Origin of the sequence: Helicobacter rappini (assembly GCF_900198625.1) — a bacterium.
Lineage (GTDB): Bacteria > Campylobacterota > Campylobacteria > Campylobacterales > Helicobacteraceae > Helicobacter_A > Helicobacter_A rappini.
Window position 1 is genome coordinate 1 of record NZ_FZPK01000011.1, and the last position, 26,576, is coordinate 26,576.

Consider the following 26,576-nt stretch of genomic DNA (forward strand, 5'->3'; position numbering starts at 1 on the left):
CTCATATAACTACGGGGGGGGGGGGGCAAATATAGCCTAAATCAAAACAACACAGAATCTGGTAATAAATTCTCACAAGCAATACAGAATCTAGAAACCACACAAAACACACCAAAAAATCCTATACCCAACCAAGCAACACAGAATCTAAACTCACTTCTTGCTAAAGATTCCCTGCTTTTCCAACCTATTGACACACTCACACAAGAGCTCTTTAATACAAATGAATGTCAATACTTACCAAAACTCTATGGAATCTATAAAAGTGTAGATGAGATTGATTTCTCTAAACTTCCACAAAGCTTTGTATTAAAGACAAATCACGATTGTGGTGGTGTAGTCTTAGTGAAAGATAAAGAATCTTTTTTAAAAGATTCTAAAAGCTTTAATGAAGCTATGACTAAACTCACAAATCATTTAAACACAAACTTTTACACACTTTATAGAGAATGGCATTATAAAGATATAGAGCCTAGAATCTTTGCGGAGGAGATGTTGCTTGAGACTAACGCAAATGGGGAAGCTAAAGTGCCAAGTGATTATAAAATCCACTGCTTTGGTAAAACACAATACATACAAGTGGATACCGATAGATTTGTAGAACATACGCGAAGTGTTTTTGATGAGAATTGGAATCTTATGCCTTTCTCTCTTTGCTATCCACAATCAACAATGCCACCTAGTAAGCCACTCAATTTTATGGTAATGCTTACGATAGCTACAAGACTTTCTATGCCATTTGCGATGCTAAGAGTTGATTTGTATAACATTCAAGGCAAAATCATAGTTGGGGAGCTTACCTTTACACACGGCGGGGGAACAGAGAAATTCACCCCGAACGAATGGGATAAAAAACTCGGGGGTTTGTGGAAACTTTCATAAAATAGTTTTCTTAATGATGAGAGTTTTGTTTAGGTTAGATTTGGATTATTACGATAAGTTTAAGTTTTCTTTTAAAATGTAAAAGAGAGTATAAAGGTAAGTTCAGAAAATTTGAAAGCAACCCATTCATGCCATGCAAACAAAAACATATTACAAGCAAACTTGTGTTATAATTTTTGTATATGATTCTTAAGTTTTTATGTTTATTTTTTCAAATTCATTTTAGATTGTTTGAGAATTTCTATACCATAGAAATCATAAATGGAATTTTTATAATCTGAAAAGACTTAAGGGGATATTCCTTGATTAAGTATGTAGGGATTCTAAAAACAAATTAAAGCCTAAAAAATCATTTAATATCAAATATATTACAAAGAACACCAATGAAACACAAAGATACACACACACTTACCATTTCACCGCATATATATGCCATTTTAAGTAAAAATAAAAACTTACTTGCTTTTTCTGGTGGGATAGATTCTACTGCACTTTTTTTTGTGTTAATGGAGCATAAAATAGAGTTTGATATTGCAATCATTGATTATGGCAAAAGATCTCAAAGTAAAGATGAAGTGCTATATGCTAAAAGCCTTGCAAAGCAGTATAAAAAGCAATGCTATACACTCATTTCAGAATCTATTACAAAAGATTTTGAGCATAATGCAAGAAACATTCGCTATGACTTTTTTCATAAGATTATAATCACGCATGATTATCATAATCTCATTACAGCACACCACTTTGATGATAGACTTGAGTGGTTTTTCATGCAGCTTTCATGTGGTGCTGGGCTAAATACATTGCTAGGTTTTCATGATATAACAGAACGCATGATACATAACAAAGTATATTATCTTGTGCGACCATTTATCACTTACACAAAGCAAGAGATTCTAAACTACAATCACACAAATAATATCAAATACTTCATCGATACAAGCAATAGCGATATAAGCTATAAACGCAATCTATTTAGACAGCAGCTTTCTGGGCTAATGAATAGGGATTTTATCAATGGGGTAAAAAAAAGCTTTGCGTATTTAGAGAAAGAGAGGGCTAGGCTTTATCCGCATGTTGTGGTATGTGTAGATTATAATCTTTTTATATGTAAAAGTCATATACACGAGATTCACACGATAGATATGCTTACAAAGCGACTTGGCTACATTATGAGTGGCAAACAAAAAGATGAATTGCAACGCACACTTTTAAAAAATGGGGCGTGTGTCATGGGTGGCAAAATTGTAATTGCAAAGAATGAATCTTTTATATTTGTAGGCATTGAGATTAGATGGCTTATAAAGGCATTTTTAGAGAAAAGAAGGGAAAAATATATACAACTACCTTGCAATATAAAGCATTTATATAATTTAATACAAAAAGATTCTATAAAGATTCCAAAACAAGAGAGAGAAAAATATAGAATCCAAAATATCCCCCCTAAGATACGCCCATTGCTTTATATAAACAGCCTTGATATTTGGGGGTAATTTATGGGCTATTATTTAAACCTTATTGTTACTTGGCTACAATACGCTTTCATTATTTTATGTAAGGAAAAGCAATGACACAAAAATACGCACTTTTGAGTGTGAGTGATAAGACTGATATTATCCCTTTTGCTAAGGGGCTAATAGAGCTAGGCTATAAGATTCTAAGCACAGGTGGGACTCTAAAAGTCTTACAAGAAAATGGTATTGAATCTATCGAGGTGAGTAGCTATACACAGAGTGAAGAAATGTTTGATGGTAGGGTAAAGACACTGCACCCAAAGATTCATGGCGGAATACTGCATAGACGAGATAATAAAGAAGACAAACTAACCGCAGAAAAACATGGAATCTTTAATATATCCCTTGTATGTGTGAATCTCTATCCATTTAAAGCAACGATAGAAAAGACAGATTGCTTTGATACAATCATTGAGAATATAGACATTGGCGGTCCCAGCATGATACGCGCAGCAGCTAAGAACTTTCAGCATGTAGTTGTCGTTGTAGATTCTAAGGATTATAGCTATATTTTAGAGAATCTAAAAAGTAATAATACGCTAGAGTTTCGCAGAAATTTAATGATAAAAGCCTTTAGTCATACCGCTGAGTATGACTGCATGATAGCAAACTATATGTCTAGTCGCTTTTGTGATGGCTTTGGAGATTCTGTATTTATCACTGGTAAAAAAGTCATGGATACAAACTACGGGGAGAATCCGCATCAAAAAGGCAGTCTCTATGAATATAATGAGTTTTACTCAAAGCATTTTAAAAGCTTAAAAGGTATAGCAAGTTTTAATAATCTCACCGATATGAATGCGGCTATAAAAATCGCTAGTGCGTTTGGTGATAAAGATTGTGTGTGTGTTGTAAAACATGGGAATCCTTGTGGTTTTAGTCTCAAAGACAATCTTATAGAATCTTATCGCCATGCCCTGCAATGTGATAGTGTGAGTGCGTATGGTGGTGTTGTAGCGATTAATGGTGTGCTAGATGTAGATCTTTCTAAAGAGATTCTAAAAAGCTATATTGAAGTCGTTGTAGCAAGTCATGTAACCCCTGAAGCCTTAGAATCTTTTAGTCATAAAAAGCGGATTAAAATCTTTACTTGCAGTAATGCGGAGAATAGTCGCCTTTATTTTCCACGAGATACATGGGATTTTAAACATATTGAGGGTGGTTTTGTGTATCAAAATAGCGATTTTATCACACCAAATGAAGTGAGAGATTCTAAATGTGTGAGCAAAGCAAAGGCTACACAAGCCCAAATGCTTGATTTAGAAATCGCCTATAAAATCGCAAGTCTTACAAAGTCAAACTGCGTAACTTATGTAAAAGATGGCAGCCTTGTCGCCATTGGCATGGGTATGACAAGCCGCGTTGATGCAAGTCATGCAGCTATTAAAAAAGCAGGGGAAATGGGGCTAGATTTAAAGGGCTGTGTGCTTGCAAGTGAAGCATTTTTCCCTTTTAAGGATAGCATAGAACTCGCCGCAAGTGTGGGCGTAAGTGCAGTTATTGAGCCGGGTGGAAGTATAAGAGATGATGAGGTGATACAAGAAGCAGATAAACATAATATCGCATTATACTTTTCTGGCAAAAGACATTTTTTGCATTAGAAATAGTAATTGTAGAGATGTATTGCTTATGGCAATTTTGTATCATTTTTGTGTGTCATGCAAGTAGTAAGATTTGCAGTATTGAGAAAACCTTGTATTGTAAATTTTCTTAACGCACTACCAGAATGCCCTGTTTAAACTTTATTTCAAGTAAATGCATGTTTTGTAATGTAATATTTGTAGATTTATAAATCATCTACAATTTCCATATTTCCCACATTACAAGCATGTTTTCAAATATCTGTTGGGAATCTTAATGCATAAAATACACCGCCGTATTAATTTTTAAAATTACCGCAACATTACATTGGGATTAACATTATTCTCTGCTACATACCATAATTCCAATACAATAGAATATATTGTTTGATAGCTACTTGGTTGCTTTTTATTGATTTAAGCCAACATTTATATTTAATTTTATATTGCTTTGTTTTTGATTTTTTTGTTACAATGTTTTCATAATTACAAACCATAGAAGGATTATATATGAAGTTAAGCGTTACACAAAAATTGCAATTATCAACAATAGCTATGCTTATTGCTATACTTGGTATATTTGGGGTGTATAAATGGCTTGATTCAAAAGCAAATTTTATGAAAGCCTCCAATACGCAAAAAGAAATTCTATTAAAAGCAGTTTTACTCTACATAGATGACTATATACAAGAAAAAAGCGATAAATTAGCGAGTGTTGCCACAACGCTAGAGCAGAATCCAAAGTTTTTAAATCGCGATGAAATCTATGATTTTTTAAATAAAACCGCGAGAATGTCTAGCTTTGATGCATTTTATATCGCTTATGTGAGTGATGGTGAAGCGATTATGAGTAGAAAAGATGAGCAATATAGCTTTCCTAAGATTCTCATGGGGAGTGATGGTGGCAAATATGATGCAAATACTAGAGATTGGTTTAAAAATGCGCTATCTCTAGGAAAAGCTGGAGTTTCTACGCCGTATGTGGATTTTGTAACAGGGGAATTGGCTATTACATTTTTTGCACCTATACGAGTAAATGGTAAGATTGTAGCAGAGATTGTAGGGGATTTATATCTATCCCAATTTTCTAAAGATGTGCAGTCTCTTAAGACATCGCCGACAGGACGCACATTAATATTTGAAGATCTATTTTATGTTACACCCGGAAAATATATTATGGATGATTCTGGGAAACCTTTTGTTGCGACATTGAAAGAAGGGATTGCAAAGCATGGGATAAGCCCATTTCGCTACATCTCTCTTTTAGACAATGAAGAAAGATTAGCAGCATGTGGTAAAACTCAAATAGGCTGGAATACTTGTATCACCAACTCGACAAAAGACTATGATGAAGCACTGAAAAACATAGCTATTGATACATTATTGTGGTCGCTAGGCTTTATCATAATCGCATTAGCTATTATGACTTTTATTATCCGTTATATATTAAGTCCTTTGGATATTATAAGGAAGAATTTAAGGCAGTTTTTTGAGTATCTGCAATATAAGATTCAAACCTACACGCCGACACATATAAAAAGTAATGATGAGTTTGGTCAAATGTCAAGCGAAATAAATGAAAATGTGGAATTTATTACAAAATTACATAAGCAAGAGAAATTATTGCAAGATGGTTTTCATGAAGTAATACAGGAGGTTAAAGAAGGTAAGTTTGGCAAACAGCTTATAATAGATTCTAAAAATCCTAATATGATTTCCTTGCGTAATTCTATAAATGAAATGAGTGCGGCGTTATGCGAGACGATCACTATGGATTTATCACGCATTCTCAGTGTATTTAAGGAAGCAAATGAGGGTAATTTCAAAAATCAAATCATAGATCCTATCGGCATGGAAGTTAGTGTCAATATGCTTATTCTAAATATCTCAAAAATGTTACAAACTTCTCAAAAATTAGCAAATACGCTAAATACGCAAAGCGATTTATTGAATACTTCAGTGATACGATTGCAAGAAAGCACACAGAATCAAGCAAGTGCATTGCATCAAACTGCAAGTGCTATTGAAGAGATTACAAGCTCTATGGCAAGTGTTAGTGCGCGTAGTGATGAAGTGATAAGTCAAAGTGAAGATATTAAAAATATCGTTGTTGTGATTAAAGAAATTGCTGAGCAAACAAACTTACTTGCATTAAACGCAGCGATTGAAGCAGCAAGGGCTGGAGAGCATGGCAGAGGCTTTGCAGTCGTAGCCGATGAGGTGAGAAAGTTAGCAGAGAGAACGCAAAAATCACTTAGTGAGATAGAATCTAATGCCAATGTTCTCACACAATCAATACACGATATGACAAACTCTATTGAAGAGCAATCTTGCGGTATGAATCAGATTAACGAACAAGTTTCACAGCTTGAGATTCTCACAAAAGATAATCTTCAAGTCAGCAACGAAGCACAAGAGATTAGCCATAATGTCGCAAATCTTGCAACAGAGATTCTAGAAGATGTGAATAAAAAGAGTTTTTAAAATGTTTTGTTGTGTGTGATCTTTTGCAGGAAAAACTATATGAAAGACTTGGTATCATTAAGCAATGGTATTATTGCAATATGCTTGTGATTCTTTCGTTTTCACGTAAAAAATGATATAGGTTAATGGTCTATAGATGCTATTTTATCATCATATCTTGGAAGAGACTAAAATCCATATGAGATCAGATTTTTGCAACTTCAACATGAGAATCCTAGAATATCTATGTGTTTGAATGGGATTGAAAGATTTATAGTTATTCTTTATAATTCTTACTAGCATAAATCTTTAACTAGCCTAGCTTTTAATATACTTATAAGATTTACTATAATTTATCCCTATAAAGACATATTTGGAGTAAGTTTATGGAGTTTTCTACGCTTTTATATTTTGCAAATCTTGGGATATTTTGCGGTTGTATCACTATGGGTATTTCATACATTCTCGCGCAAACCATGAATGTTATGCAGGATAAACCCGATACAAAAAGCTTTAAACTTCACACAAAAACTACGCCGCTTTGTGGTGGCATTAGCATTTTTATTGCTTATGTAGTTGTAGTTTTGGGTGGGATTGAAATACCTTTTAATTCTCATGGCAATCATATATCAAGCACAAATGTTGGCGATTTTTACGAATATGCCGGGCTTCATTTTTATATTGCATGCTCTATTGTGCTTTGCAGTGGCATTATAAAAGACATTTATGGCAAAATGATTCTATGGCTCGTGTTTTGCATACAAATATGTGGATTCTGTGTGCTTCATTTACTCTTTTATTCACTAGATATGAATCACGATTATAGTTTAATTTTTCTATTGCTGCCATGTTATATAGCACTTTTTTTGACTACAAATGGCATGAATACAATAGATGGCATACATGGCAATGCGGCATTATATAGTATGATTGTATTGTGTGCTTTATGTTATATTGCGTATCAAACACAGAGTAATTTTATTGGTTTTGCTGCGAGCGTATTGCTTGGAATCTTATTTGTTTTTTTGCTTTTTAACTATCCGTTTGGCAAGATGTTTTTAGGTGATAGTGGAGCATTTTTGCTTGGATTTTGCATTGGGGCGTTACTACTTTTATGTGTGCTATATTATGGAATCAATATGTGGTATTGCATGGCTTTAATGCTTTATCCTATATGCTCTATACTATCAAGTGTATTTGCAAGTCTCATTATGCAGTTGTGTTCTACTAGAAAACAAAATATAGCTATATTGGTTGATATCGTGTGGCAACGACATGATTTGCATTTACACCATATATTACAAAGATATGTTGGAAATGCAGCGGCACTTATCATTAACACTTTTTTTGCATGTTTTGTTATTGTTGTAACATATTATTATATGGATACTCCTATGATTTTACTTGCTAGTGCTTGTTTTTGCCTATTTTATGTGCTTTGCTTTGCTATTTTATGGAGAAAGAGTGCTAATTTATACAATAAAGCTTAATAATATTTAGTCTAATACACTAAATATTATTTAATATATCACTATAAAATCTTGACTTATTAACCAAAAAATGAGTATGATTCTATCACTTAAAATTTTTAAGTGCTAATTATGAACTTTTTGTATAAGGAGAATGACAATGGCTTTTAAACCACTAGGAAAAAGAGTATTGGTTGAAAGAATTGAAGAGGAAAAAAAGACAGCTTCTGGACTTATAATTCCTGATAATGCGACTGAAAAACCAAGTATTGGTGTTATCAAAGAAGTAAGCAAAGAAGTTGAGAAAGATGGTGAAGTCAAAAAGGGCGATAAAGTCCTATTTGGCAAATATAAGGGCAATGAGGTTAAAATCGATAATAAAGATTTTATCGTATTAGAATCTGAAGACATTCTTGGCGTTTTAAAATAATAGAAATAAGGAGCAACTATGGCAAAAGATATTAAATTTAGCGATGAAGCAAGAAATAAAATCTATGAAGGTGTAAGTGCATTAAGCAACGCAGTAAAAGTTACAATGGGTCCAAAAGGGCGCAATGTTCTGATTCAAAAAAGCTATGGTGCGCCTACAATCACAAAAGATGGTGTAAGTGTGGCAAAAGAAATTGAGCTTAAAGACACACTTGCAAATATGGGAGCACAGCTTGTAAAAGAAGTGGCAAGTAAAACTGCTGATGCAGCAGGTGATGGCACTACAACAGCGACCGTTTTAGCACATAGCATTTTTAAAGAAGGTTTAAGAAATATTACAGCTGGGGCTAATCCTATCGAAGTAAAAAGAGGCATGGATAAAGCGAGTGCTTTAATCATTGAAGAGCTTAAAAAAGGAAGTAAAAAAGTTGGTGGAAAAGCAGAGATTACACAAGTAGCAACAATCTCTGCAAACTCTGATGAAAACATAGGTAAGCTTATCGCTGATGCTATGGAGAAAGTCGGCAAAGATGGTGTTATAACCGTTGAAGAGGCAAAAGGTATTAATGATGAATTAAGTGTAGTTGAAGGTATGCAGTTTGATAGAGGGTATCTAAGTCCTTATTTTGTTACAAATGCGGATAAAATGAGTGCAGAACTTGAGAATCCATATATCCTAATCACTGATAAAAAAATCACTTCAATGAAAGACATTCTGCCTATCTTGGAAGCTACAATGAAAAGTGGTCGCCCTTTACTCATCATCGCAGAAGATTTAGAGGGTGAAGCCCTAACTACGCTTGTAGTCAATAAACTTCGCGGTGTGTTAAATGTAGCTGCTGTAAAAGCTCCGGGCTTTGGTGATAGAAGAAAGGAAATGCTAAGAGATATTGCTATCCTTACAGGTGGCGATGTGATTAGCGAGGAAGTAGGACTTATGCTTGAAAGTATTGATATGAGTCATTTAGGACAAGCAGCGAGAATCGTGCTTGACAAAGACAATACAACAATCGTTGATGGCAAGGGTAAGAAAAAAGCAGTAGAAGAAAGAGTCGCACAAATCCGCACTCAAATAGAATCTACAACAAGCGATTATGACAAAGAGAAATTGCAAGAAAGACTTGCAAAACTCTCTGGCGGTGTAGCAGTTATCAAAGTTGGTGCGCCAAGCGAAGTAGAGATGAAAGAGAAAAAAGACAGAGTAGATGACGCACTATCTGCGACAAAAGCTGCGGTTGAAGAAGGCATTGTTATCGGTGGTGGTGCAGCCCTTATTCATGCAGCAAGCAAGGTAAATGCAAAAAATGCTTCATTAAAAGGTGATGAAAATATAGGATTTGACATTATCCATAGAGCAGTAAAAGCGCCTTTAGCACAAATCGCTACAAATGCGGGTTATGATTCTGGTGTTGTTATTAATGAAGTAAGCAAAGCAAAAGATGGCAAAACAGGCTTTAATGCAAGTAATGGCGAATATGTAGATATGTTTAAGGAAGGTATTATCGACCCATTGAAAGTTACTCGTGTAGCACTTCAAAATGCGGTTTCTATCTCTAGCCTACTTTTAACAACAGAAGCAGCTATCACTGATATTAAAGAAGACAAACCAGCCCCAGCTATGCCTGATATGGGCGGAATGGGTGGTATGGGCGGCATGATGTAATAAAGCCCTATTTACTCAAATACTCTTTATTTAAAGGCTATATAGAACAAACTATATAGCTTGAATAATAATTTAAACAACAAGCTACAAATAAATTTTGTTTAAACAATTAAATACACTTGCAAACGATTAACACGCACCCTCATAAATCATGCAAATAAAATTTTAGAATCTATGCTTTTTATAACTGCGGTATTGAAGCAAATATGCCTTTTAATATGATTGATTTCTATTTTTATGAAATATAAACATGTAGAGTAACAGTATTATTATAAAACCCTTTATAGCTGAAATCTTATGTTAAAATGCCGTTGTTTTAGAATCCTAATATAGTAATTATCATAACTAAGCCTTTAGGCGAGTATCTAAAAATTTAGAATCCAAAAAAGATTTTTCGCTTGAATTTCAAAATGACAAGAATCTTAATATAATAAACTTTGCCTTCACAAACATTTTGTAAGTAAATCATTTTTAAGGGATAAAACGATGAGACTATTCAGAATCTTTGTATTTAGCATTATGATATGTGGGAGCTTAAGGGCTGAGGGTGGATGGGAGAAATTACCACATATAATAGGAAATTGGTTTCAAATAGCTTCATTTCACTATGGCTTTAGCACAGATTTAAACAAGATAGATTCAAATAAAGTAGCTAAAGATAGATTTGGCGGAATCATTGGTGCAAGTGTAGGGTGGAATTTCTTTGTGGATAATCATTTTTATTTAAAACCTTCCATAGATATTCCTTTTACTTATGAGAATGTAGGCATTGGTGCGAGGATTAAATATCTCTATATGGACACTTATGCCCCCACTCACTCTGTGGGCGGAGTGCTATATATCCACCCTGAAGAACTTATGGGCTTGGGTTTAATTCACCTTATAATTGGTGCTGGAGCAAACTTTAGCCAGACGCATAATCTCAAAGCAAATGGAGCATATATTGAAGTGGGCTTAGGCTTATTAAAAATAATTCCGTTTTTAGTCAATACCGATATTACCTATCGTGCAAATATCTATTGCAAGTCTAATGATTTAGATTTAGGGACAATCCATAGCTTAAACTTTGTTTGGACTTTTCTCTAAGGTTTATTGGCTATGAAGTCTTAATATTTATCAATATTATAGAATCCAAATCCCACCCCAAAATCCTAACCGACATTTTTTCATTGTCAAGTTACTTTATTTACTCTAAGTTGAAATAAAAAAGGTGGGCTTGGCAAAATGTCCGCTCATTTTAATTGTAATTTATTTGCCTCCAAATTCTCAAAAAACCGATATTTTCTCTAGTTTCGTAAATTTATAAGAGTTAGCTAGAAAAAATTTTTAAAAATTATATGCTTGTGTGTAATATTGTAGCTTATATAATGATGAGTTAGCATAAGTGGGTAATGGCATTTTGTATCGCTTCTTTTTATCTAAAAATGCTTTCATAGCCTTTTTGTCTTTTTTCTTTAGGACTAAAATGCTAGATTTTACCCCTGCGCCATAGTTTGAAAAGGTATGCTGGGGTAGAGAGAAAGAAGCGAGTAAATAAAAGCGTTCTAAAAGATAATCACGCACATTTTGCAAACTAGAATTTGTTAAGATTCCATCAGGCAAGACACAAGCTACAATGCCACCCTCTTTTAAAAACTCAAAATACCGCTCTAAAAATAAAATCTCGCTTTTTTGTCCGCTTAAATCTTTAGGCGATTTTTTATCAATGATTTTATCAATGAAATGCACTTCACTTTTTGCAAAAGAAAAGTCCTCAAAATAGGGCTTACTTGCAGGTATGCTAGAGCCAAAAGGGGGGTTTGTAAAGATGAAATTAAAGGTGTTTTTTTGAAATTTATTATTTTTTCTTATGAAATTTTCAAAAGAGTCAAGCCCATCGGCTGTGATGACATTCGTATGCCCATCATCGTGGATAATCATTTGCATTTTAGCAGCTTGTGAAATGCCTCCGTTAATTTCTATGCCATAGAGATTTTTCTCCGCGAAAGAATGCCAACATAAGAATTTTTGCACTTCGTCATTCTTATCCTTGTAATGATTTTCACATTTTTCTCGCATATAGAGCAAAGTCCGTAGTAAAAAGCCTCCACTTCCGCAACTTGGATCTAGCACTAAATCATTTTGCGTAATGTCAAAGCACCCTATCACAAAACGCACAACATTAAATGGAGTAAAGAACTGCCCAGCCTTGCCTTTAAAAAAGTCTTTTAAAAAGTTTTGAAAGATTTCCCCTTTAATATCTAATTCTATTTTACTTAAGCCAATGCCTTCAAGATTCTCTACTAAAAATTTAATCTCATCTGCATCTAAAATGAGTGCATTATCAAAGACATTGCTATCTTCTTTCTTGTATTTCTCATAAAGCCCTTTAATGCGCTTTTCTAGGGCAAATTTATCTTCATCACGATTTTTTTGAAACTCGTAATATTCAATTTTGTATCTTGTGTCAGTTTTGGCGATTTTTTCGTCCATTATTTTCGTAAAGATGATTTTGCTAAATTCGCTAAAGGCTTCGGCTGGATTTCTTTTGCCACCATTCCAAAGATAATTATGGATTTTTTGCAAAAGTGCTTTTAGCTCTTCGGTTGTTATTTTTGCAATATTGTTATTCTTAGAATCTCGCAAGTATTTCCATAATGGTGCATTACCACCATAGCGCGGAATATCATCAATCAAATCGTTACCATTCTCTTTAATGTAGAGCGTGATTTTTTCTCTGCCATTAGTTACTTGCGCGTAATCTACTCCCAAAAAATTTGCATAGCTTAAAACCTGCTCTTTTGCCTCTCGCAAGTCTTTTTGACTTGACTTTTTAAGTTCTATGGCAATGAAGGCTTTTTGATACTTGGCATTTTTATAAACGACAATATCCGCTCTTGTGTTACTTTTATTGCTACCTCGTGTAACACGCACTTCTATGGCAATATGAGAGAGTGGATACTCTTTTTCAATAATGAGCTTTGCAAATACTTCTGCGCGCACTTTTTCTTCTGGATTTGTGTAGTTTTGCTTACTTGGATTCTTAGTGTGATAGATGATACTATCCCCTTCAAAACTAAGATAGCCTTGCTCTAGTGCTTTTTCAATTATGTCGCTATGCAATGTTTTCACCTCGCTATTATTGTATTTTAACTTCTAATCTTTGTACTGTTGATTAAAATTTATTTTCTTTCCATATTTTTTCGACAGGGTAATTTTAGCGTATTTTTAAAATCGTCAAATTCATAAGTTTGTGGAAAATCTACCATTCATTAAGGTACGGCTGACAACGAGATTGTTGTGTAAAAAAATACATTGTATTTGTTGCCCTTATGCTATTGTATTATTTTTTAGAGTTATATTTTGTGTTGTGCTTTTACACTCTTTCATAGGGGATAATCCTATACTCCATACTATTTTCTTCTAAAAATTTTTTCACTCCATAATCTAGGTTTTCACAGCTTGTTACAAATACGCGGCTGACATTCTTTTTTGCAAAAATCTTTTGATTCTGCTCCAAATATGCAGTGCAATCCCCTAAAAAGATTCTTAAATGTTCCTGTTTTACCTGTGTGTTTTCCCAATTTTTACATTGAATCAAAATCGCTTCTCTGCCTTTATAGGCGATCAAGTCAATTCCCTGATCTCTCCGCCCTTCTTTGATTCCCTTAAAATACACCTTATAGCCTTGCTGTTGGTAGAATCTGCCAATCTGTCGTTCATAATCATCGCCTTTTTGCTTATTTATGGCAGCATAATCCACCGCATAATCTTTAGATTTTACAAACTTTTTTCGCTTTGGTTTATATAGTAACAAAAAAGCAATACTAACAACAAAAATGATAAATAAAAATTCCATTGTTTATCCTTGTTTACTGAATTTTTCACACATCAAGCCTAAAACACTCTTGTAAAAAGATCTCTAAATTTCTCATATATGTGCCTATTTCTTTTTTCAATATCAGTCTTAGCCCAATCTTTTTGCTCATTTTGTGCTAGGAGCTGTGCTTCTTTGCAGTGAGAGTTTTTGTAGCTCTCTTTTTTGCGGTGGAAATAACCATTTCCTGCTTCTATATTGACTTTCTTTTCTAGCAACATTTTATTGCCAATATGTTCTAAAAATTCTTGTGCATCCTTTTTGTCCCAGCCGTTATAGTTAGCTTCCAGCCATTTTCTAGGCAAAATATGCTCAATCTCTGCACTCATTAGCGTGTAGTTTTTGCCATTTAGATTCCATTCTAGCTCTTGTTTGGAATCTAGCATAAGTGCGTAGAGAGCTAAGATGTAGCGTATATGTCTAGGTAAAGCCTTTTTGGAAAAATGGATAAAACTCTCCAAACTTGGCATAACTAAATTGGGAATATTTGTAGATGTTTCAAAAATCTTTTGTATATTGTTATTGTGGATATGGATATTTGCCTTCATAAAGCCCCAAAGCAAGCCTGAAGCTCCACCTTTACCATACAATAATCCAATCGCACAATACGCTGCAACCTGTGGCAAGATAATGTCTAGCACTTCTTGTAATGCTTCTTTGTTTTGATGGTGTTTATAAAAGCACACGCTTACAACCATTTGCCACAATTTATTTTGATATATGCCTAAAAGTGCAAAATATTTTTTAGAATCTTGGCTTAAATATTCATAAGGGTTACACCAAAAATCACCTAATTTTTGGATAAAAATAAAAGTAGATTCCTTGCTCAACATATCATCATTTGCCGCGTAATTGACATCACGACCTTTTGTGTTTTTCTTATGCTTTTGTGTCCAAAAATCTAGCGTGCTTGGTATCGCGGTATCTACATCATTATATTCCGCACGGATAATATGCTCATACTGTGTGAAAAGAAAGCTAATATCCTCCTTTTTTAGATGGGAAGAGCTTTGTATCTTGCTCTCTAGTTCTCTCCACTCTCTAGCAAAAATCTTTTTCTCTTCTTCATTCTTTTTCTCAAAAATAAGACCCTTAAAAATATCCGCAGGGCTTAAAGTTACACCGCGATTATTGAGTGTATTGAAAATGCGCAAGGCTTTATCTCTGTTATCACATTCAATGGGTAAAAGCACGCAAGAGCGTAAAAGGCATAAGCAAAAATCAAACCACTCTACAGGCTTTTCTCTTGCTAATTCGTCAATTTTTCCTTGAAAAAACAAAAAGTTTTTCTCATATAAAGAAAGCTTTATGTTGCTCTTAATATCTAAAGTATCTTTAAAAAGATTTTCTAAAGATTGGTTATCAAAATCTGTTGCCACCTCACTTTTTAAATGCACTTTATCAAAATCAATCTGTCCTGTAAGTGCATTGCTATCCCATAAGCACGCCGCTAAATCACTTTTAAGCTTATCTATACCATTTTGCCCCCTTGCTTTCTCATACAATGCGCGGATTAAGAGATTGAGCGTTGTGGTTCTTTGCTGTCCATCGATGATGTTTTGTCTATAATTTTCCTTATATACCACTACACAACCTAAGAAATACTCCTCGTCCTCTTTTTTATTTTCAAAAAAGTTACATGCATCTTCCCAAAGCTGCAAACATTCATCTTCACTCCAGACATAATTTCTTTGATACATTGGAATCAAAAATTTATTTTTTGAAAGATAATCAAATATTGTTTTGCGCTCTGCTCTCATTTCTGCCATTTCCACTCCTTTTTATCGTGGCTTGTTGCTTTTCACAATGTTTTTATTTGTATTTTTGGGATTCTACCCTCTCCCATCTTCTAGCACTTTTAAATTGCCATTAGATTCTATCTCGCAGACGATGTATGGGAGTCCTTGCTTATTTAGCTCACACATAAAGGGGTCGGGGTCGTTTTGCTCCATATTCCACACGCCTGCTCCTTGCGTTGCATTTGAGAAGAATTGATTTAACCATTCATCAAGTTTGGCATCAAAATTCCCCAAATCACACTCAAACATAAAACCATATTTTTGGCTATGTAATTCTATATAGTGCTTTTCTGTATGTTTCCATTTATTATATTGCCACTTTTTCACCTTGAAAGTAAAAGTATCTTCACCAATTTTAAAGTCAAAATGCTCTCCTTCACAAAATGCAAAACACCCAACAGTTCCTGCCTCATAGCGTAATTTCTCAATGTCTTTTGCTGATAAATTGCCACTAGGGTTTGTATCTCCGATTTCTATAGCATTATCAATCCCCTGATACTCCCCACCTTTTGGCATATCGCTATTATCTGCGTTGTTTGGCGTTTTTGGCTGGTTTAGCCCCCATTTATCTTCACATATCAGCTTTGCCCCAATCATCGCTGGCACACCTGTCGTATAGCTCACGCCTTGTGCATTGACTTCTTTATAGCAAGCCGTATGATCGCAAATATTATAGATATAAATCGTGCGTTCTTTTCCATCTTTCACACCCTTCATATAGCAGCCAATGTGCGTTTGCCCCTTTGTGCGAGAGGCTAGACTTGCAGGGTCTGGTAGAAGCGTCTTTAGCACTTCAATAGGCACGATTTTACCGCCCTTGTGTGCCACTTCATCAATGCGTAAAAAGCCGATGTTCTCTAGCACTTTCATATGCGTGAGATAGCTCTCGCCAAAAGTCATAAAAAAGCGGATTTTCTGTAAGCCCTTGATATTGCGGATAAGTGATTCTAGCTCTTCGTGGTAGAGTAAATAGCTATTTTTCACGCCAACTTCTGGGTAGTCCCACTCTTTCATCAAAGCTAGGGGTGCAATGTCTCGCCATTGTCCGTTAAAGTAAGATTCTACTTTTAAATCCTGCGTATTAGAATCTAGTGCAAAATGCTTCTCATCTCTCTCAAACTTGCGATAAATAGTATCTTGCTTTAAATCCGGATTCAAGGCTAGGTCAGCTTGTGAAACAAGGCTATTTGATTCCACATTAGAATCCACTTTTTTAGAATCAATATCTTTTATCCAATATCTCGCTTTAGAGCTCACCTCCCTTAAGTTAATTTCAGGGTTAAAGTTTGTAGCAAACGCATAGCCGTGATCCCCCGCATTGCAGTCCAAAATATCAATGCTATAAATCTCATCAAAATAATGCTTTTGCGCATAAGCACAAAACACATTTGTAACGCCCGGATCAAAGCCACTGCCAAGCAACGCAAAAATCCCTGCTTGTTTATAGCGTGTATCATACGCCCACTGCTCTTTATACTCAAAATGCGCTGAATCTGGATGCTCGTAATTTGCCGTGTCTAAATAATGCGTTTTTGTGCGAAGACAGGCTTCCATAATTGCTAGATCTTGATAGGGCAGTGCGACATTTACCACAAGTTTTGGGCGATATTTTTCAATCAAAGCCACCACAGATTCTACGCTATCGGCATCCACAGAATCTATCTCAATCTCACCTAAGCCCTTTTGGCGGATAGAATCTGCTATCGCTTGGCATTTGCTAAGGGTGCGAGAAGCTAAGATAATGCGAGTAAAACTCTCCCTATTCATCGCCATTTTATGCGCTACTACACCGCCAACTCCACCTGCACCAATCTGTAAAACACAAGCCATAATTGCTCCTTGAATAAAATGAAAACATGTTCTTTGCTTGGTTGCTATTAGTCTAAACTACACTACAATAAAACAACTTGACATTTTGTAATGATATGGTAGAGTAAATAACGCTAACTTTTTTTGTGAAGCAAGAAACATATTCTGTAAGGATTATAACTGAAAAATATAAAGCTTGTTACTTGCCCTTGGATACATTTAAAGGCACGATGAGTTTTATAATCATAAAATGACAATACATTTATATCTAATGTGTAAAAATAGAAATGCATGGTGATATTTTCTTATTAGTTTTTATTTTAAAGCGATTTTTAAGAGAGTTTATTATAGAGTTTCGGTTTTAATGGGAATGGGAGAGTGATTGAATGGCTATTATTTCAAAACTTGATAATTGTGGGTGGCTTTTTTGTCAGCATGAAGCACTAAAGCAGCTTTATAGGTTTTTTGAGACTTGTTTGCAGGGAAAGTATAAAAAAAGAGACTATGAAAATGGGATTCGCATTGATTTGGATTCTGGCATTTTTGCTATGTTGCAAACCTACAAGCTAAAACCATATAAACGCGCATTTTTTGAGACACATAAAGAATATGTTGATTTTCAGCTTACAATCCATGGTAGTGAATGCTTTATGATAGGTGATTCTAAAGATTTTAAGATTATAGAATCATATAATGCAGAAAAGGACTTGATTGTATATAAATCAAAAAAATCTACTCATAGAATCATTTCAAGCAATGCGTGTCTTTGCGTATTTTTCCCAAATGATGTGCATGCTGGCGGGCTAAAACACAAGAACATTGCGGATAATAAAGTTTATAAAATAGTAGCAAAAGTCCCAAAAACATTATTAGAATCTTATATTGTAAAATCTTGTAATTAGGAGGCAATATGCGTCTATTACGCTATGGAGTGTGCTTATTATGGGGACTTTTTGGTGCTGTGTATGCGGGGGATATTTCTGGTATCTATTTAACACATAAAGGCACTGAAGGGGGTCAGGCTATCGTTGAGATTTTTAAGCATAATGGCAAATATTATGTCTATGGACTAAAGAATCTTGAGGCAGAACCAGTAAGTGATTCATGCAATAAAAATGTCGAGCTACGCGAAAGAAAGAGTGTGGGCGTTGTATTTGGATATGGTTACACAGAAAATAAGAAAGGGCAGTTTGTAGATGGGGCAATTTATAATTTTTATAATTGTAAAACATATCATGGCAAAATCGTGCCAAAAGGAAATGATAAAATCGATTTTGTAGGCGCTCTAGATTCCTATTATGTATTAAGTAAAGCATTTGAATGGCAAAAACTAAGCACAGAGCAAAGCAAACAATATCAACAATACAGACTACCACTGGAAAAAATCGCGCCAACGATTGATGATACTATTCGTAGCAGGAAGTAATATCTGCGTTTTGACAAATCTAGCAAAAGTGTGGTGGCACATTATGTTATGTTTTAATTTTTGGAGATTCTGATAATCTTTTTGACTTTCTACTAATAAAGCCTTGAGATTTTTGGAAACTAGCTGTTATTTTTCTAGATGGTTGTTTGGTAAAATGCAAGTTAATGGCTATTATTGAATCAAAATACCAACCAAAATTTTTCTACACCTATTTTGAATCTGCTTTTTGGAATTTTTGAACATATTGTCATAATAGATAAATGGTTGCTTATTTGCATGGAACTTATCTCTACAGAATTCCATAGGATTTGTTATATATTACGCCTTGCTCGTCTCTTAGGAATACGCATGAAGTTACCAAATGGTGTAGTCTCTTTAAAATTGCTGAAGCTAAAGCGAAAAGTTGTGGCATTTTCAAACATAGCAATGAGTATCACAAAGGTAATAAAGCTACTTCCACCATAGCTAAATAGTGGCAGTGGTATCCCAACGACTGGGGCTAACTCAATAGTCATAGCAATATTTACAGAAGTATAGACAAAAAATAGCATAGCAAGACAGCTTGCAATAACCTTTAAAAAATAATCTTGTGAATCTAAAAAGCAAAAAGAAAGCAAATGCAGCACTATAAATAAATACAAAGCAATTAAGGCACATGATCCAAGAAAGCCAAAACGCTCCGCAAAATGTGCGAATATAAAATCACTTGTGGCAACGGGTAAAAATTTCAAATTTGCTTGCGTTGCGTCTTCATAATTTCTTCCAGTTAAACCACCGCTACCTACGGCAATAAGGCTTTGCTGCACTTGAGAGCTTGTATTGCCACTTACAAGTTTCATGATTCTATCTACTTGATAAGGCTTTAATACAAACTTAAACGCAATAGGCGAGAAAAGCAAACCAGCAATAATGCAAGTAAGCCATACTTTCTTATGCACTCCAATAATAAAAAGCATACCATAGCCCATAACAAGCACAATGATAGCACTCCCTAAATCTGGTTCAATTAATATAAGAAAAAAAGGGATAAGGATAAATACGCTAATTTTTAAAAACTCAATCCAGCCATATCCATCTTGTGGTGGTGGGTTTTTTTGCACATAATGTGCTAAAAATAGCACAACAGCAATCTTTACAGGCTCACTTGGTTGCAGTGAGAATCCACCGATATTTATCCACCTTTGCGCCCCAAGCTTTGTAGTCCCTATGACTTCCACAGCAAGTAAAAGCAAGATACAAATAATATAAAATACAACGACACCTTTATATAAATAGCGAAAAGGGATAAAAAAGATAAATAAAAATATAAAGATTCCCAAAAACGCATAGCTTGATTGTCGTATGAGAAGCGTTTGTGAAGTCTCACTTAAGAGATACAAACTTGTAAAAACAAGTGGCAAAATTAAAAGAATTAAGACATAATCAAAATGAGTTGTAATGCGTGAGCCAAATAGCAAGTTTTTTCCTTGAACAGAATCTTTTTCGTATTATAATAAAAAATATTTGAAATATATGCTAGAATTGCAAGTTATTTTCACAACCAAGATAAAGGCAAGTGTATTTATGGCGACCGCTAAAGCAAAGAAAACGACTACAAAAGAAAATACAAAAACAAGCAATAAAAAAGCAACTAGCAAAACAGCAACTAGTAAAAAATCAAGTGGCACTAAAAATCTAATCATAGTAGAATCTCCCGCAAAAGCAAGAACAATTAAGACTTTCTTAGGTAAAGATTATGAAGTGATTGCTTCAAAAGGGCATATTAGAGATTTACCGCAACACCGCTTTGGAATAACAATTAAAGATAAACATTTTATACCAACCTATGATATTTCAAAGGATCATGCGTTATTGGTAAAAGAAATGCAGGATTTACACAAGAGTGCAGAAGTTACCTATATCGCAACCGATGAGGATAGAGAGGGTGAGGCTATTGGCTATCACATTGTGGAAGCATTAAATGGCAATATATCACAATTTCCACGCATTGTGTTTCATGAGATTACAAAATCAGCCATTACACATTCTTTAGATAATCCTCGACTAATTGATATGGATAGAGTGAATGCACAACAGGCAAGAAGACTTTTAGATAGGATTGTAGGTTTTAAGCTTAGTGGCTTATTATCACAAAAGATTGGCAGGGGTTTGAGTGCTGGGAGAGTTCAATCTAGTGCATTAAAGATTCTAGTAGATAGAGAAAAAGAGATAAGGGCTTTTAATCCACAGGATTATTTTCTTATTGAAGCCTACTTTGTAGCAGATTCTAAAGCAAAAGAAGAAGAAAGGCTAGTCTTTGATTTAGTCCGCTTTAAAGATAAAAAGATTGAAAAGCTAGTATTGCAAGATAAAAAAGAAGTAGAAGAGATATTAGCAATATTGCAAAAAGAAAAATTTCGCGTAGAATCTATCCAGCAAAAAGAAAGAGTTACAAAGTCTCCACCACCTTTTATGACTTCAACCCTGCAGCAAACAAGCTCAAATCTACTTGGATTCTCCCCTACAAAAACGATGAGTATCGCACAAAAATTATATGAGGGTGTAAAGACAAAAGATGGACTAGCTGGGGTTATAACCTATATGCGAACAGATAGCTTAAATATCGCAAAAGAAGCCCTAGATAATGCTAGAGAGTTTATTAACACAAATATGGGAAAAGACTATCTACCAAGTAAGGCAAAAATCTATACCGCGACACAAAAAGGCGCACAAGAAGCACATGAAGCGATACGCCCTACAAATCTCTCTTTCACACCACAGATTGCAGCAGGCTATCTTAGCAATGATGAGTTAAAGCTTTACACACTTATTTTTAATCGCTTTATAGCCTCACAAATGAAAGATGCCATTTTTGAAAGCCTTAGTGTGAGTGTTATGGGAGAATTGAGCGAGTTTAAGATTACAGGTAGAAGATTGGTCTTTGATGGATTCTATAAAATCTTAGGCAATGCGGATAAAGATAAATTATTACCGCAATTTAAAGAGGGTCAAGCAATAGATTTTAAAGACATTCAAAGCATACAAAAGACAACAGAGCCACCACCGCATTATTCAGAAGCAGGGCTTATTAAAACGCTTGAGAGTTTAGGTATAGGTCGTCCAAGCACTTATGCACCAACGATTAGAATCTTAATAGATAGAAAATATGTCGAGTTAGAGAAAAAGCAGCTTATAGTCCAAGATATTGCATTTAATGTAATTGCTATGCTTGAAGCAAATTTTGAAGAAATCGTTGATAGCGGTTTTAGTGCAGCTTTAGAATCTAAACTTGATGATATTGCGGAAAATAAATTAGAATGGGAAGAGGTTTTATGGGAATTTTATGAACCTTTTATTGAGAAAATCACAAAAGGTAAAACAAGCATAGAATCTCAAAAGGTTATGAAGCCAACAGGTGAGTTATGCCCAGAGTGTGGCAACGAGCTTGTTATACGCAATGGACGATATGGCGAGTTTGTATCATGCTCTAACTATCCACAATGTAAATTCATAAAAAAAGAAAAGCAAGAAGTAGAAACAAGCGATGAGATATGTGAAAAATGCGGTCGCCCTATGGTAGTAAAGATGAGTAAAAGGGGAAAATTTTTAGCATGTAGTGGCTATCCAGAGTGTAAAAACGCACAACCGCTTGAAAAGCCAAAAGAATTAAGTGTAGCCTGTCCTAAATGTGGCGGAAAGCTGCTAGAGAGAAAGTCTAAACGCGGAATCTTTTATGGCTGTGGGAACTATCCAAAATGTAAATTTATCACAAATGCAGAACCAACAAATGAGAAATGCGATAAATGCGGCGGTATGCTATGCTGGCATAAGACAAAAGAGAATACAAAAGTATGTGTTGAATGTAAAAATGTGGTAACTTAAAATAAAATGTGTTACAATAGCAAGATTATTTACACAAAAGATTCCATATTATAAGCATAAACTTAGGGATAGAGATGGCAAAAGAGAAAAAAGAAGATAAGAATCTATTACAAGATAAGATCAAACTAGATAAAATTCAAAAAGGCTGCTATGTCGAAATGATGTATGCAAAGATTCACAGGGCAGTCGTTACTGATGCAAATCTTAATTATGTAGGTTCTATTAGCATAGATGAAAGCATTATGGAATCTAGCGGTATCATTGAGGGAATGAAAGTTGATATTGTAAATGTCAATAATGGAGAGAGATTTAGCACTTATGCGATAAAAGCAAAGGCAAAAAGTGGCACTATGTGCCTTAATGGTGCAGCGGCACGCAAGGTGCAAAAAGGTGATATTGTAATAATTATCGCGTATGCTAGTATGAAAATGAAGTATGCAAAAGATTTTAAACCACAAGTTGTGCTAGTAGATTCTAAAAATCGTATTGTAGAGGAGCATTAATGTTTGACCCTAAAGATTTGCAAAATATGCTTGGTAGTGTGCAAGAGCAGTTAAAAGAAATGGATGCGAAAGCAAAAGAAAAGATTATAGAATCAAAAAGCGGTGGTGGGCTTATTAATGTGCAGTTTAATGGAGCTGGAGAACTCATTGACATTGAGATTGATGATGAATTACTGCAAGATAAGCAGTCATTGCAGATTCTACTTATTAGTGCTATTAATGAAGGTTATAAGCAAATGCAAGAGTCTAGACAAGATGATGTATTTGAGCAAATCAAAAATATGAATCCTTTTAAATTTTAAAGGAGTGCTTATGCAATCTTTTAGATTTTTACCCAATGCAAATAGTCTTCAGCGAGATTCTGTATCAAAAACAAAGCAAGGCTTTTTGATAAAATCACTTTTTGTTTCAAGCGTTTTTAGCCTTTGTGTTAGCACAAGTCTTTATGCAAATGTGCTTGAAAGCGAGTTTAATAGTCTAAGTAAGCCCAAAACCCCATCTCAAGTTAGCACACCAGATGAAAATATCGTAAATACTAAAGAAGTGCAGGTGCGAGAAAAGAATGGAATCTTAGAGAGCAATGAGCTAGAAGTAATCGATCTGTATGGCAAAAGTAAAACTGAAGAAAAGATAGATTACGCCCATTGTGCCGCCTACTACAAACAAGCAAGTCTTAATCTAGGCAAAGGCTTATATGCCATAAAGCTTAAAAGTGGTGAGATTATCGGCTATAATCCAACTCGTCCGCAGTTAAAAAACCTTGTAAAATATGATCCTTTCACAGGCTTATTTCAAGTGAGCGGCAGAGTAGATTCTAAATATGCGTATGAGTTATCTGCTATTGATGATTATGCTTTAAGCAGAGAGTTAGCAAGCACAGGTATTAATGGAGCAAAGCCGGGCAGATTCCAGACGCACCAAGCAGGATTTTTGAAATACGCAGAGTTTTCTGCTCCGACGCAAAAAAATGGCGTAATAAGCAATATATGCTATAAAATCTATGGATTAAGCGTAGGTGGCAATGGCTTTATTGAAAAGTCTTATATTGATAGATTTCTTAATCAACAGCAACCCTATCATGGCGATATTGGTGTGCGTTTTGATGTAGCAAGTGCGGAGAATGCAACTTTTGTTGTGCAGTTTTCAGACCCATTCTTTCCATCAAATCCTTTTAAAAGGGGTGATACTTTAATCTCAATTAATGATATTGCACCAAAAGATTGGGCTGAATTGGAGCTAATTATCTCAAACCTTATGCCCGATGAAGTCGCACAAATAAAGATTAAACGCGGTGAAAATGTAAAGAATATAAAAGTAAAAGCAAAGAAAAGATATGGGGGAATGCTACTTGCAGATAGCTTTTTAGAGAGATTTAATCTTGTTATTTCAAATGATTTAATCGTGCAAAAAGTCCCAAGCAAAGGACCTTTCTCGAAGCTAAAAAAAGGGGATAGAATCCTTTTTATAAACGACATTGATATGCGACATTTTAAACCGCGTAATACCACAGAGAGAAATCATTTATTGCGAGAGCTTTTCACAAGGATACAGGATAATCAAGTGGATTTCTTAGAGCAAAAGATCGCCTATGAAGCAGAGAAAGAGGCTACAAAAAGAAGAAATGCAGATATATTAGAGCAATTCCAAAGTAAAGAAGTAAAAAAAGAGCGACACAATGACTTTTACTACAAAATGGCAGATAATATGCGTAATTTCGCAAGTAGCGATATAGCTATTGGCACAAATATCACAAGTGAGAGAACGAGTAAAAAGGGCGATTTGCATTCATTCAGTGGCGATGGAATCTTGCGAGATTCTGACACGCAAAGCATGAGAACAATATATGATATGTATAACTCTGGAGGTAAAAGCACAAATAAGCCTAAAAAAGAGAGAATAAAAGAGTATGAAGCCCTTGTGGAGTATGGTGGGCAGATGAATTTCCTTGTTGATAGGCAAGGATTTCAATTTAGAGTGCCACTTGAATAGTCTTAAAACAAGGGGTTATATATGAAAAAAGTGCATAAAAAAAACAAACATAATGCGAAAAAAAAAGAAGCCTACAAGCAAGAACATCTCACAAAAAATAGCATTATGCTAGAAGATGTAGCCTATGATAATGCTGCGTTGCAAAGCACTTTGGGCTTAGGGGATACACAATCCTTACTTAATCTCTTGCATGAGCTTATTCTACAAAGCTATAAGATTGAGAAGGAATTTAAAGATTTTAAGGTATTAATAGAATCTGTTTTAGAGATGATTCCACAAGCAGTAATTGTCTTCAATGAAAATGGCAGTCTGTTTTATCAAAATAAAAAGGCAAGTAATCTCAAAGGTTTGCTTGATATTGATCTTAATTTTAGCAGTGAGTTTGAAGTAAAGATTGATAATAATGTCTATCTTATGCAAAGCTCAAAAATCTCACATAAACAAATCATAACCGCCACAAATATCACAGAACAAAAAAGGCAAGAAAGGCTTGCTAGCATGGGACAAGTCAGCGCACATCTAGCACATGAAATCCGCAATCCAATCGGCTCACTCTCTCTACTTGCAGGGGTATTAAGCAAACGAGTAGATGAAAAAAGCATGGAAATTGTAGATGAAATGAAAAAATCCATTTGGCGAGTTGAGCGAATTATTAAAAGCACCTTGCTTTTTTCAAAAGGCGTGCAGGCAAATAAACAGCAGCACTTTTTTGCTGATTTTAAACAGAGTTTAGAGCAAGTCATAAGCGAATATGGCTATACAAAGGAAATTGAAGTTGCGTTTGAAATTGATTATAACGATGCCTTTTATGTAGATTTTTCTCTTTATGAAATTGCCCTGCATAACATGCTTTGCAATGCCATTGATGCGATTGAAGAGGGCGAGTGTGAGAGTGGTAAAATCCGCATTTGCTTTTTTAGGGATTGTGATATGATTCTGTGTAGAATTTATGATAATGGAAAAGAGATTGAAGATATTGCTTCACTTTTTGAAGCCTTTAAAACAACGAAACTAAAAGGACATGGGCTAGGACTAGCCCTAAGCAGACAAATCGCTTTGGCACACGATGGCGAACTTTGTGCGAATAACACAGAGGGTAAATTTTTTGAAATACGAGTGCCACTTACCCCACTTTGTAGTGGTGAGTGATATATAGTACTTAATGTGTGCAACAACACTCATAAGTAGCATAAATATACTTTTCAATTAGTAGATAAATAAATATGTTAAATTCTATCACTTTACTAAAAATGATAATGATATGTTAGGTTAATCCTTGCAACTAACACAAAAATAGAAATTATACTTTAGAATTCTTATTGAAAAGTTCCCC

At 34.7% G+C, this 26,576-nt stretch carries 21 protein-coding genes; 15 read left to right on the top strand and 6 right to left on the bottom strand.

The window, feature by feature from the left end:
• Window positions 1-41: 41 nt before the first annotated feature.
• On the bottom strand, window positions 42-203 hold the full coding sequence (locus tag C6H17_RS12095; protein ID WP_158655002.1) for a hypothetical protein: 162 nt from the start codon (window positions 201-203) through the stop codon (window positions 42-44).
• Between the two features lie 52 nt (window positions 204-255).
• Between C6H17_RS12095 and C6H17_RS02875 the strand changes: the two genes are divergently transcribed.
• From C6H17_RS02875 to C6H17_RS02910, 8 genes are all read left to right on the top strand, one after another.
• Window positions 256-882: an ATP-grasp fold amidoligase family protein gene (locus C6H17_RS02875; RefSeq protein ID WP_104731329.1), complete on the top strand. Its 627-nt coding sequence runs from the start codon at window positions 256-258 to the stop codon at window positions 880-882.
• A 383-nt stretch (window positions 883-1,265) separates the two neighbouring features.
• On the top strand, window positions 1,266-2,375 hold the full coding sequence (gene tilS / locus C6H17_RS02880; RefSeq protein WP_005218019.1) for a tRNA lysidine(34) synthetase TilS: 1,110 nt from the start codon (window positions 1,266-1,268) through the stop codon (window positions 2,373-2,375).
• A gap of 74 nt (window positions 2,376-2,449) precedes the next feature.
• Window positions 2,450-3,997, top strand: a complete 1,548-nt coding sequence (purH, locus tag C6H17_RS02885; RefSeq protein WP_005218018.1) for a bifunctional phosphoribosylaminoimidazolecarboxamide formyltransferase/IMP cyclohydrolase — start codon at window positions 2,450-2,452, stop codon at window positions 3,995-3,997.
• 489 nt (window positions 3,998-4,486) lie between these two features.
• On the top strand, window positions 4,487-6,460 hold the full coding sequence (locus C6H17_RS02890; protein ID WP_005218016.1) for a methyl-accepting chemotaxis protein: 1,974 nt from the start codon (window positions 4,487-4,489) through the stop codon (window positions 6,458-6,460).
• A gap of 365 nt (window positions 6,461-6,825) precedes the next feature.
• Window positions 6,826-7,929, top strand: coding sequence for a hypothetical protein (locus C6H17_RS02895; RefSeq protein ID WP_005218014.1), 1,104 nt, complete (start codon window positions 6,826-6,828; stop codon window positions 7,927-7,929).
• A 139-nt stretch (window positions 7,930-8,068) separates the two neighbouring features.
• Window positions 8,069-8,338: a co-chaperone GroES gene (gene groES, locus C6H17_RS02900; RefSeq protein ID WP_004086675.1), complete on the top strand. Its 270-nt coding sequence runs from the start codon at window positions 8,069-8,071 to the stop codon at window positions 8,336-8,338.
• A gap of 18 nt (window positions 8,339-8,356) precedes the next feature.
• Window positions 8,357-10,000: a chaperonin GroEL gene (gene groL / locus C6H17_RS02905; RefSeq protein ID WP_005218012.1), complete on the top strand. Its 1,644-nt coding sequence runs from the start codon at window positions 8,357-8,359 to the stop codon at window positions 9,998-10,000.
• Between the two features lie 486 nt (window positions 10,001-10,486).
• Window positions 10,487-11,086 (top strand): hypothetical protein, encoded by a 600-nt coding sequence (locus C6H17_RS02910; RefSeq protein WP_005218011.1) that lies wholly within the window; start codon window positions 10,487-10,489, stop codon window positions 11,084-11,086.
• 240 nt (window positions 11,087-11,326) lie between these two features.
• Here the strand turns inward: C6H17_RS02910 and C6H17_RS02915 are convergent, their stop codons facing one another.
• The 4 genes from C6H17_RS02915 to C6H17_RS02935 all read right to left on the bottom strand — a co-directional run bounded on the left by C6H17_RS02915 (window position 11,327) and on the right by C6H17_RS02935 (window position 17,485).
• A complete protein-coding gene (locus C6H17_RS02915) occupies window positions 11,327-13,102 on the bottom strand; it encodes an N-6 DNA methylase (RefSeq protein WP_020995940.1) in 1,776 nt (591 codons plus the stop codon).
• A gap of 253 nt (window positions 13,103-13,355) precedes the next feature.
• Window positions 13,356-13,838, bottom strand: coding sequence for a restriction endonuclease (locus tag C6H17_RS02920; protein ID WP_005218009.1), 483 nt, complete (start codon window positions 13,836-13,838; stop codon window positions 13,356-13,358).
• 38 nt (window positions 13,839-13,876) lie between these two features.
• A complete protein-coding gene (locus tag C6H17_RS02925) occupies window positions 13,877-15,625 on the bottom strand; it encodes a DUF262 domain-containing protein (protein WP_005218008.1) in 1,749 nt (582 codons plus the stop codon).
• Window positions 15,626-15,688: 63 nt separating this feature from the next.
• A complete protein-coding gene (locus C6H17_RS02935; protein WP_005218007.1) occupies window positions 15,689-17,485 on the bottom strand; it encodes a saccharopine dehydrogenase family protein in 1,797 nt (598 codons plus the stop codon).
• A 365-nt stretch (window positions 17,486-17,850) separates the two neighbouring features.
• On the opposite strand from C6H17_RS02935, the gene C6H17_RS02940 reads away from it, so the two are divergent.
• A complete protein-coding gene (locus C6H17_RS02940; RefSeq protein ID WP_005218006.1) occupies window positions 17,851-18,366 on the top strand; it encodes a YhcH/YjgK/YiaL family protein in 516 nt (171 codons plus the stop codon).
• An 8-nt stretch (window positions 18,367-18,374) separates the two neighbouring features.
• Window positions 18,375-18,890 carry a DUF2147 domain-containing protein gene (locus tag C6H17_RS02945; protein WP_005218005.1) on the top strand — a complete coding sequence of 172 codons (516 nt, stop codon included), beginning with the start codon at window positions 18,375-18,377 and terminating at the stop codon, window positions 18,888-18,890.
• 311 nt (window positions 18,891-19,201) lie between these two features.
• Here C6H17_RS02945 and C6H17_RS02950 read toward each other — a convergent pair whose 3' ends face one another.
• Window positions 19,202-20,347 (bottom strand): FtsW/RodA/SpoVE family cell cycle protein, encoded by a 1,146-nt coding sequence (locus C6H17_RS02950; protein ID WP_104731330.1) that lies wholly within the window; start codon window positions 20,345-20,347, stop codon window positions 19,202-19,204.
• A gap of 106 nt (window positions 20,348-20,453) precedes the next feature.
• Here C6H17_RS02950 and topA point away from each other — a divergent pair, with 106 nt between their 5' ends.
• From topA to C6H17_RS02975, 5 genes are all read left to right on the top strand, one after another.
• The gene (gene topA / locus C6H17_RS02955; RefSeq protein WP_005218003.1) at window positions 20,454-22,751 is read left to right on the top strand and encodes a type I DNA topoisomerase; all 2,298 of its coding nucleotides are present in this window, start codon (window positions 20,454-20,456) and stop codon (window positions 22,749-22,751) included.
• Between the two features lie 158 nt (window positions 22,752-22,909).
• On the top strand, window positions 22,910-23,254 hold the full coding sequence (gene panD / locus C6H17_RS02960; RefSeq protein WP_040463508.1) for an aspartate 1-decarboxylase: 345 nt from the start codon (window positions 22,910-22,912) through the stop codon (window positions 23,252-23,254).
• Window positions 23,254-23,556: a YbaB/EbfC family nucleoid-associated protein gene (locus C6H17_RS02965; RefSeq protein WP_004086704.1), complete on the top strand. Its 303-nt coding sequence runs from the start codon at window positions 23,254-23,256 to the stop codon at window positions 23,554-23,556. The genes panD and C6H17_RS02965 overlap by 1 nt, the downstream gene beginning before the upstream one ends.
• Window positions 23,557-23,566: 10 nt before the next feature.
• A complete protein-coding gene (locus C6H17_RS02970; RefSeq protein ID WP_020995942.1) occupies window positions 23,567-25,243 on the top strand; it encodes a DUF7488 domain-containing protein in 1,677 nt (558 codons plus the stop codon).
• A 21-nt stretch (window positions 25,244-25,264) separates the two neighbouring features.
• Complete coding sequence (locus C6H17_RS02975; protein WP_020995943.1) at window positions 25,265-26,392, top strand: sensor histidine kinase; 1,128 nt, start codon at window positions 25,265-25,267, stop codon at window positions 26,390-26,392.
• Window positions 26,393-26,576: the final 184 nt, after the last annotated feature.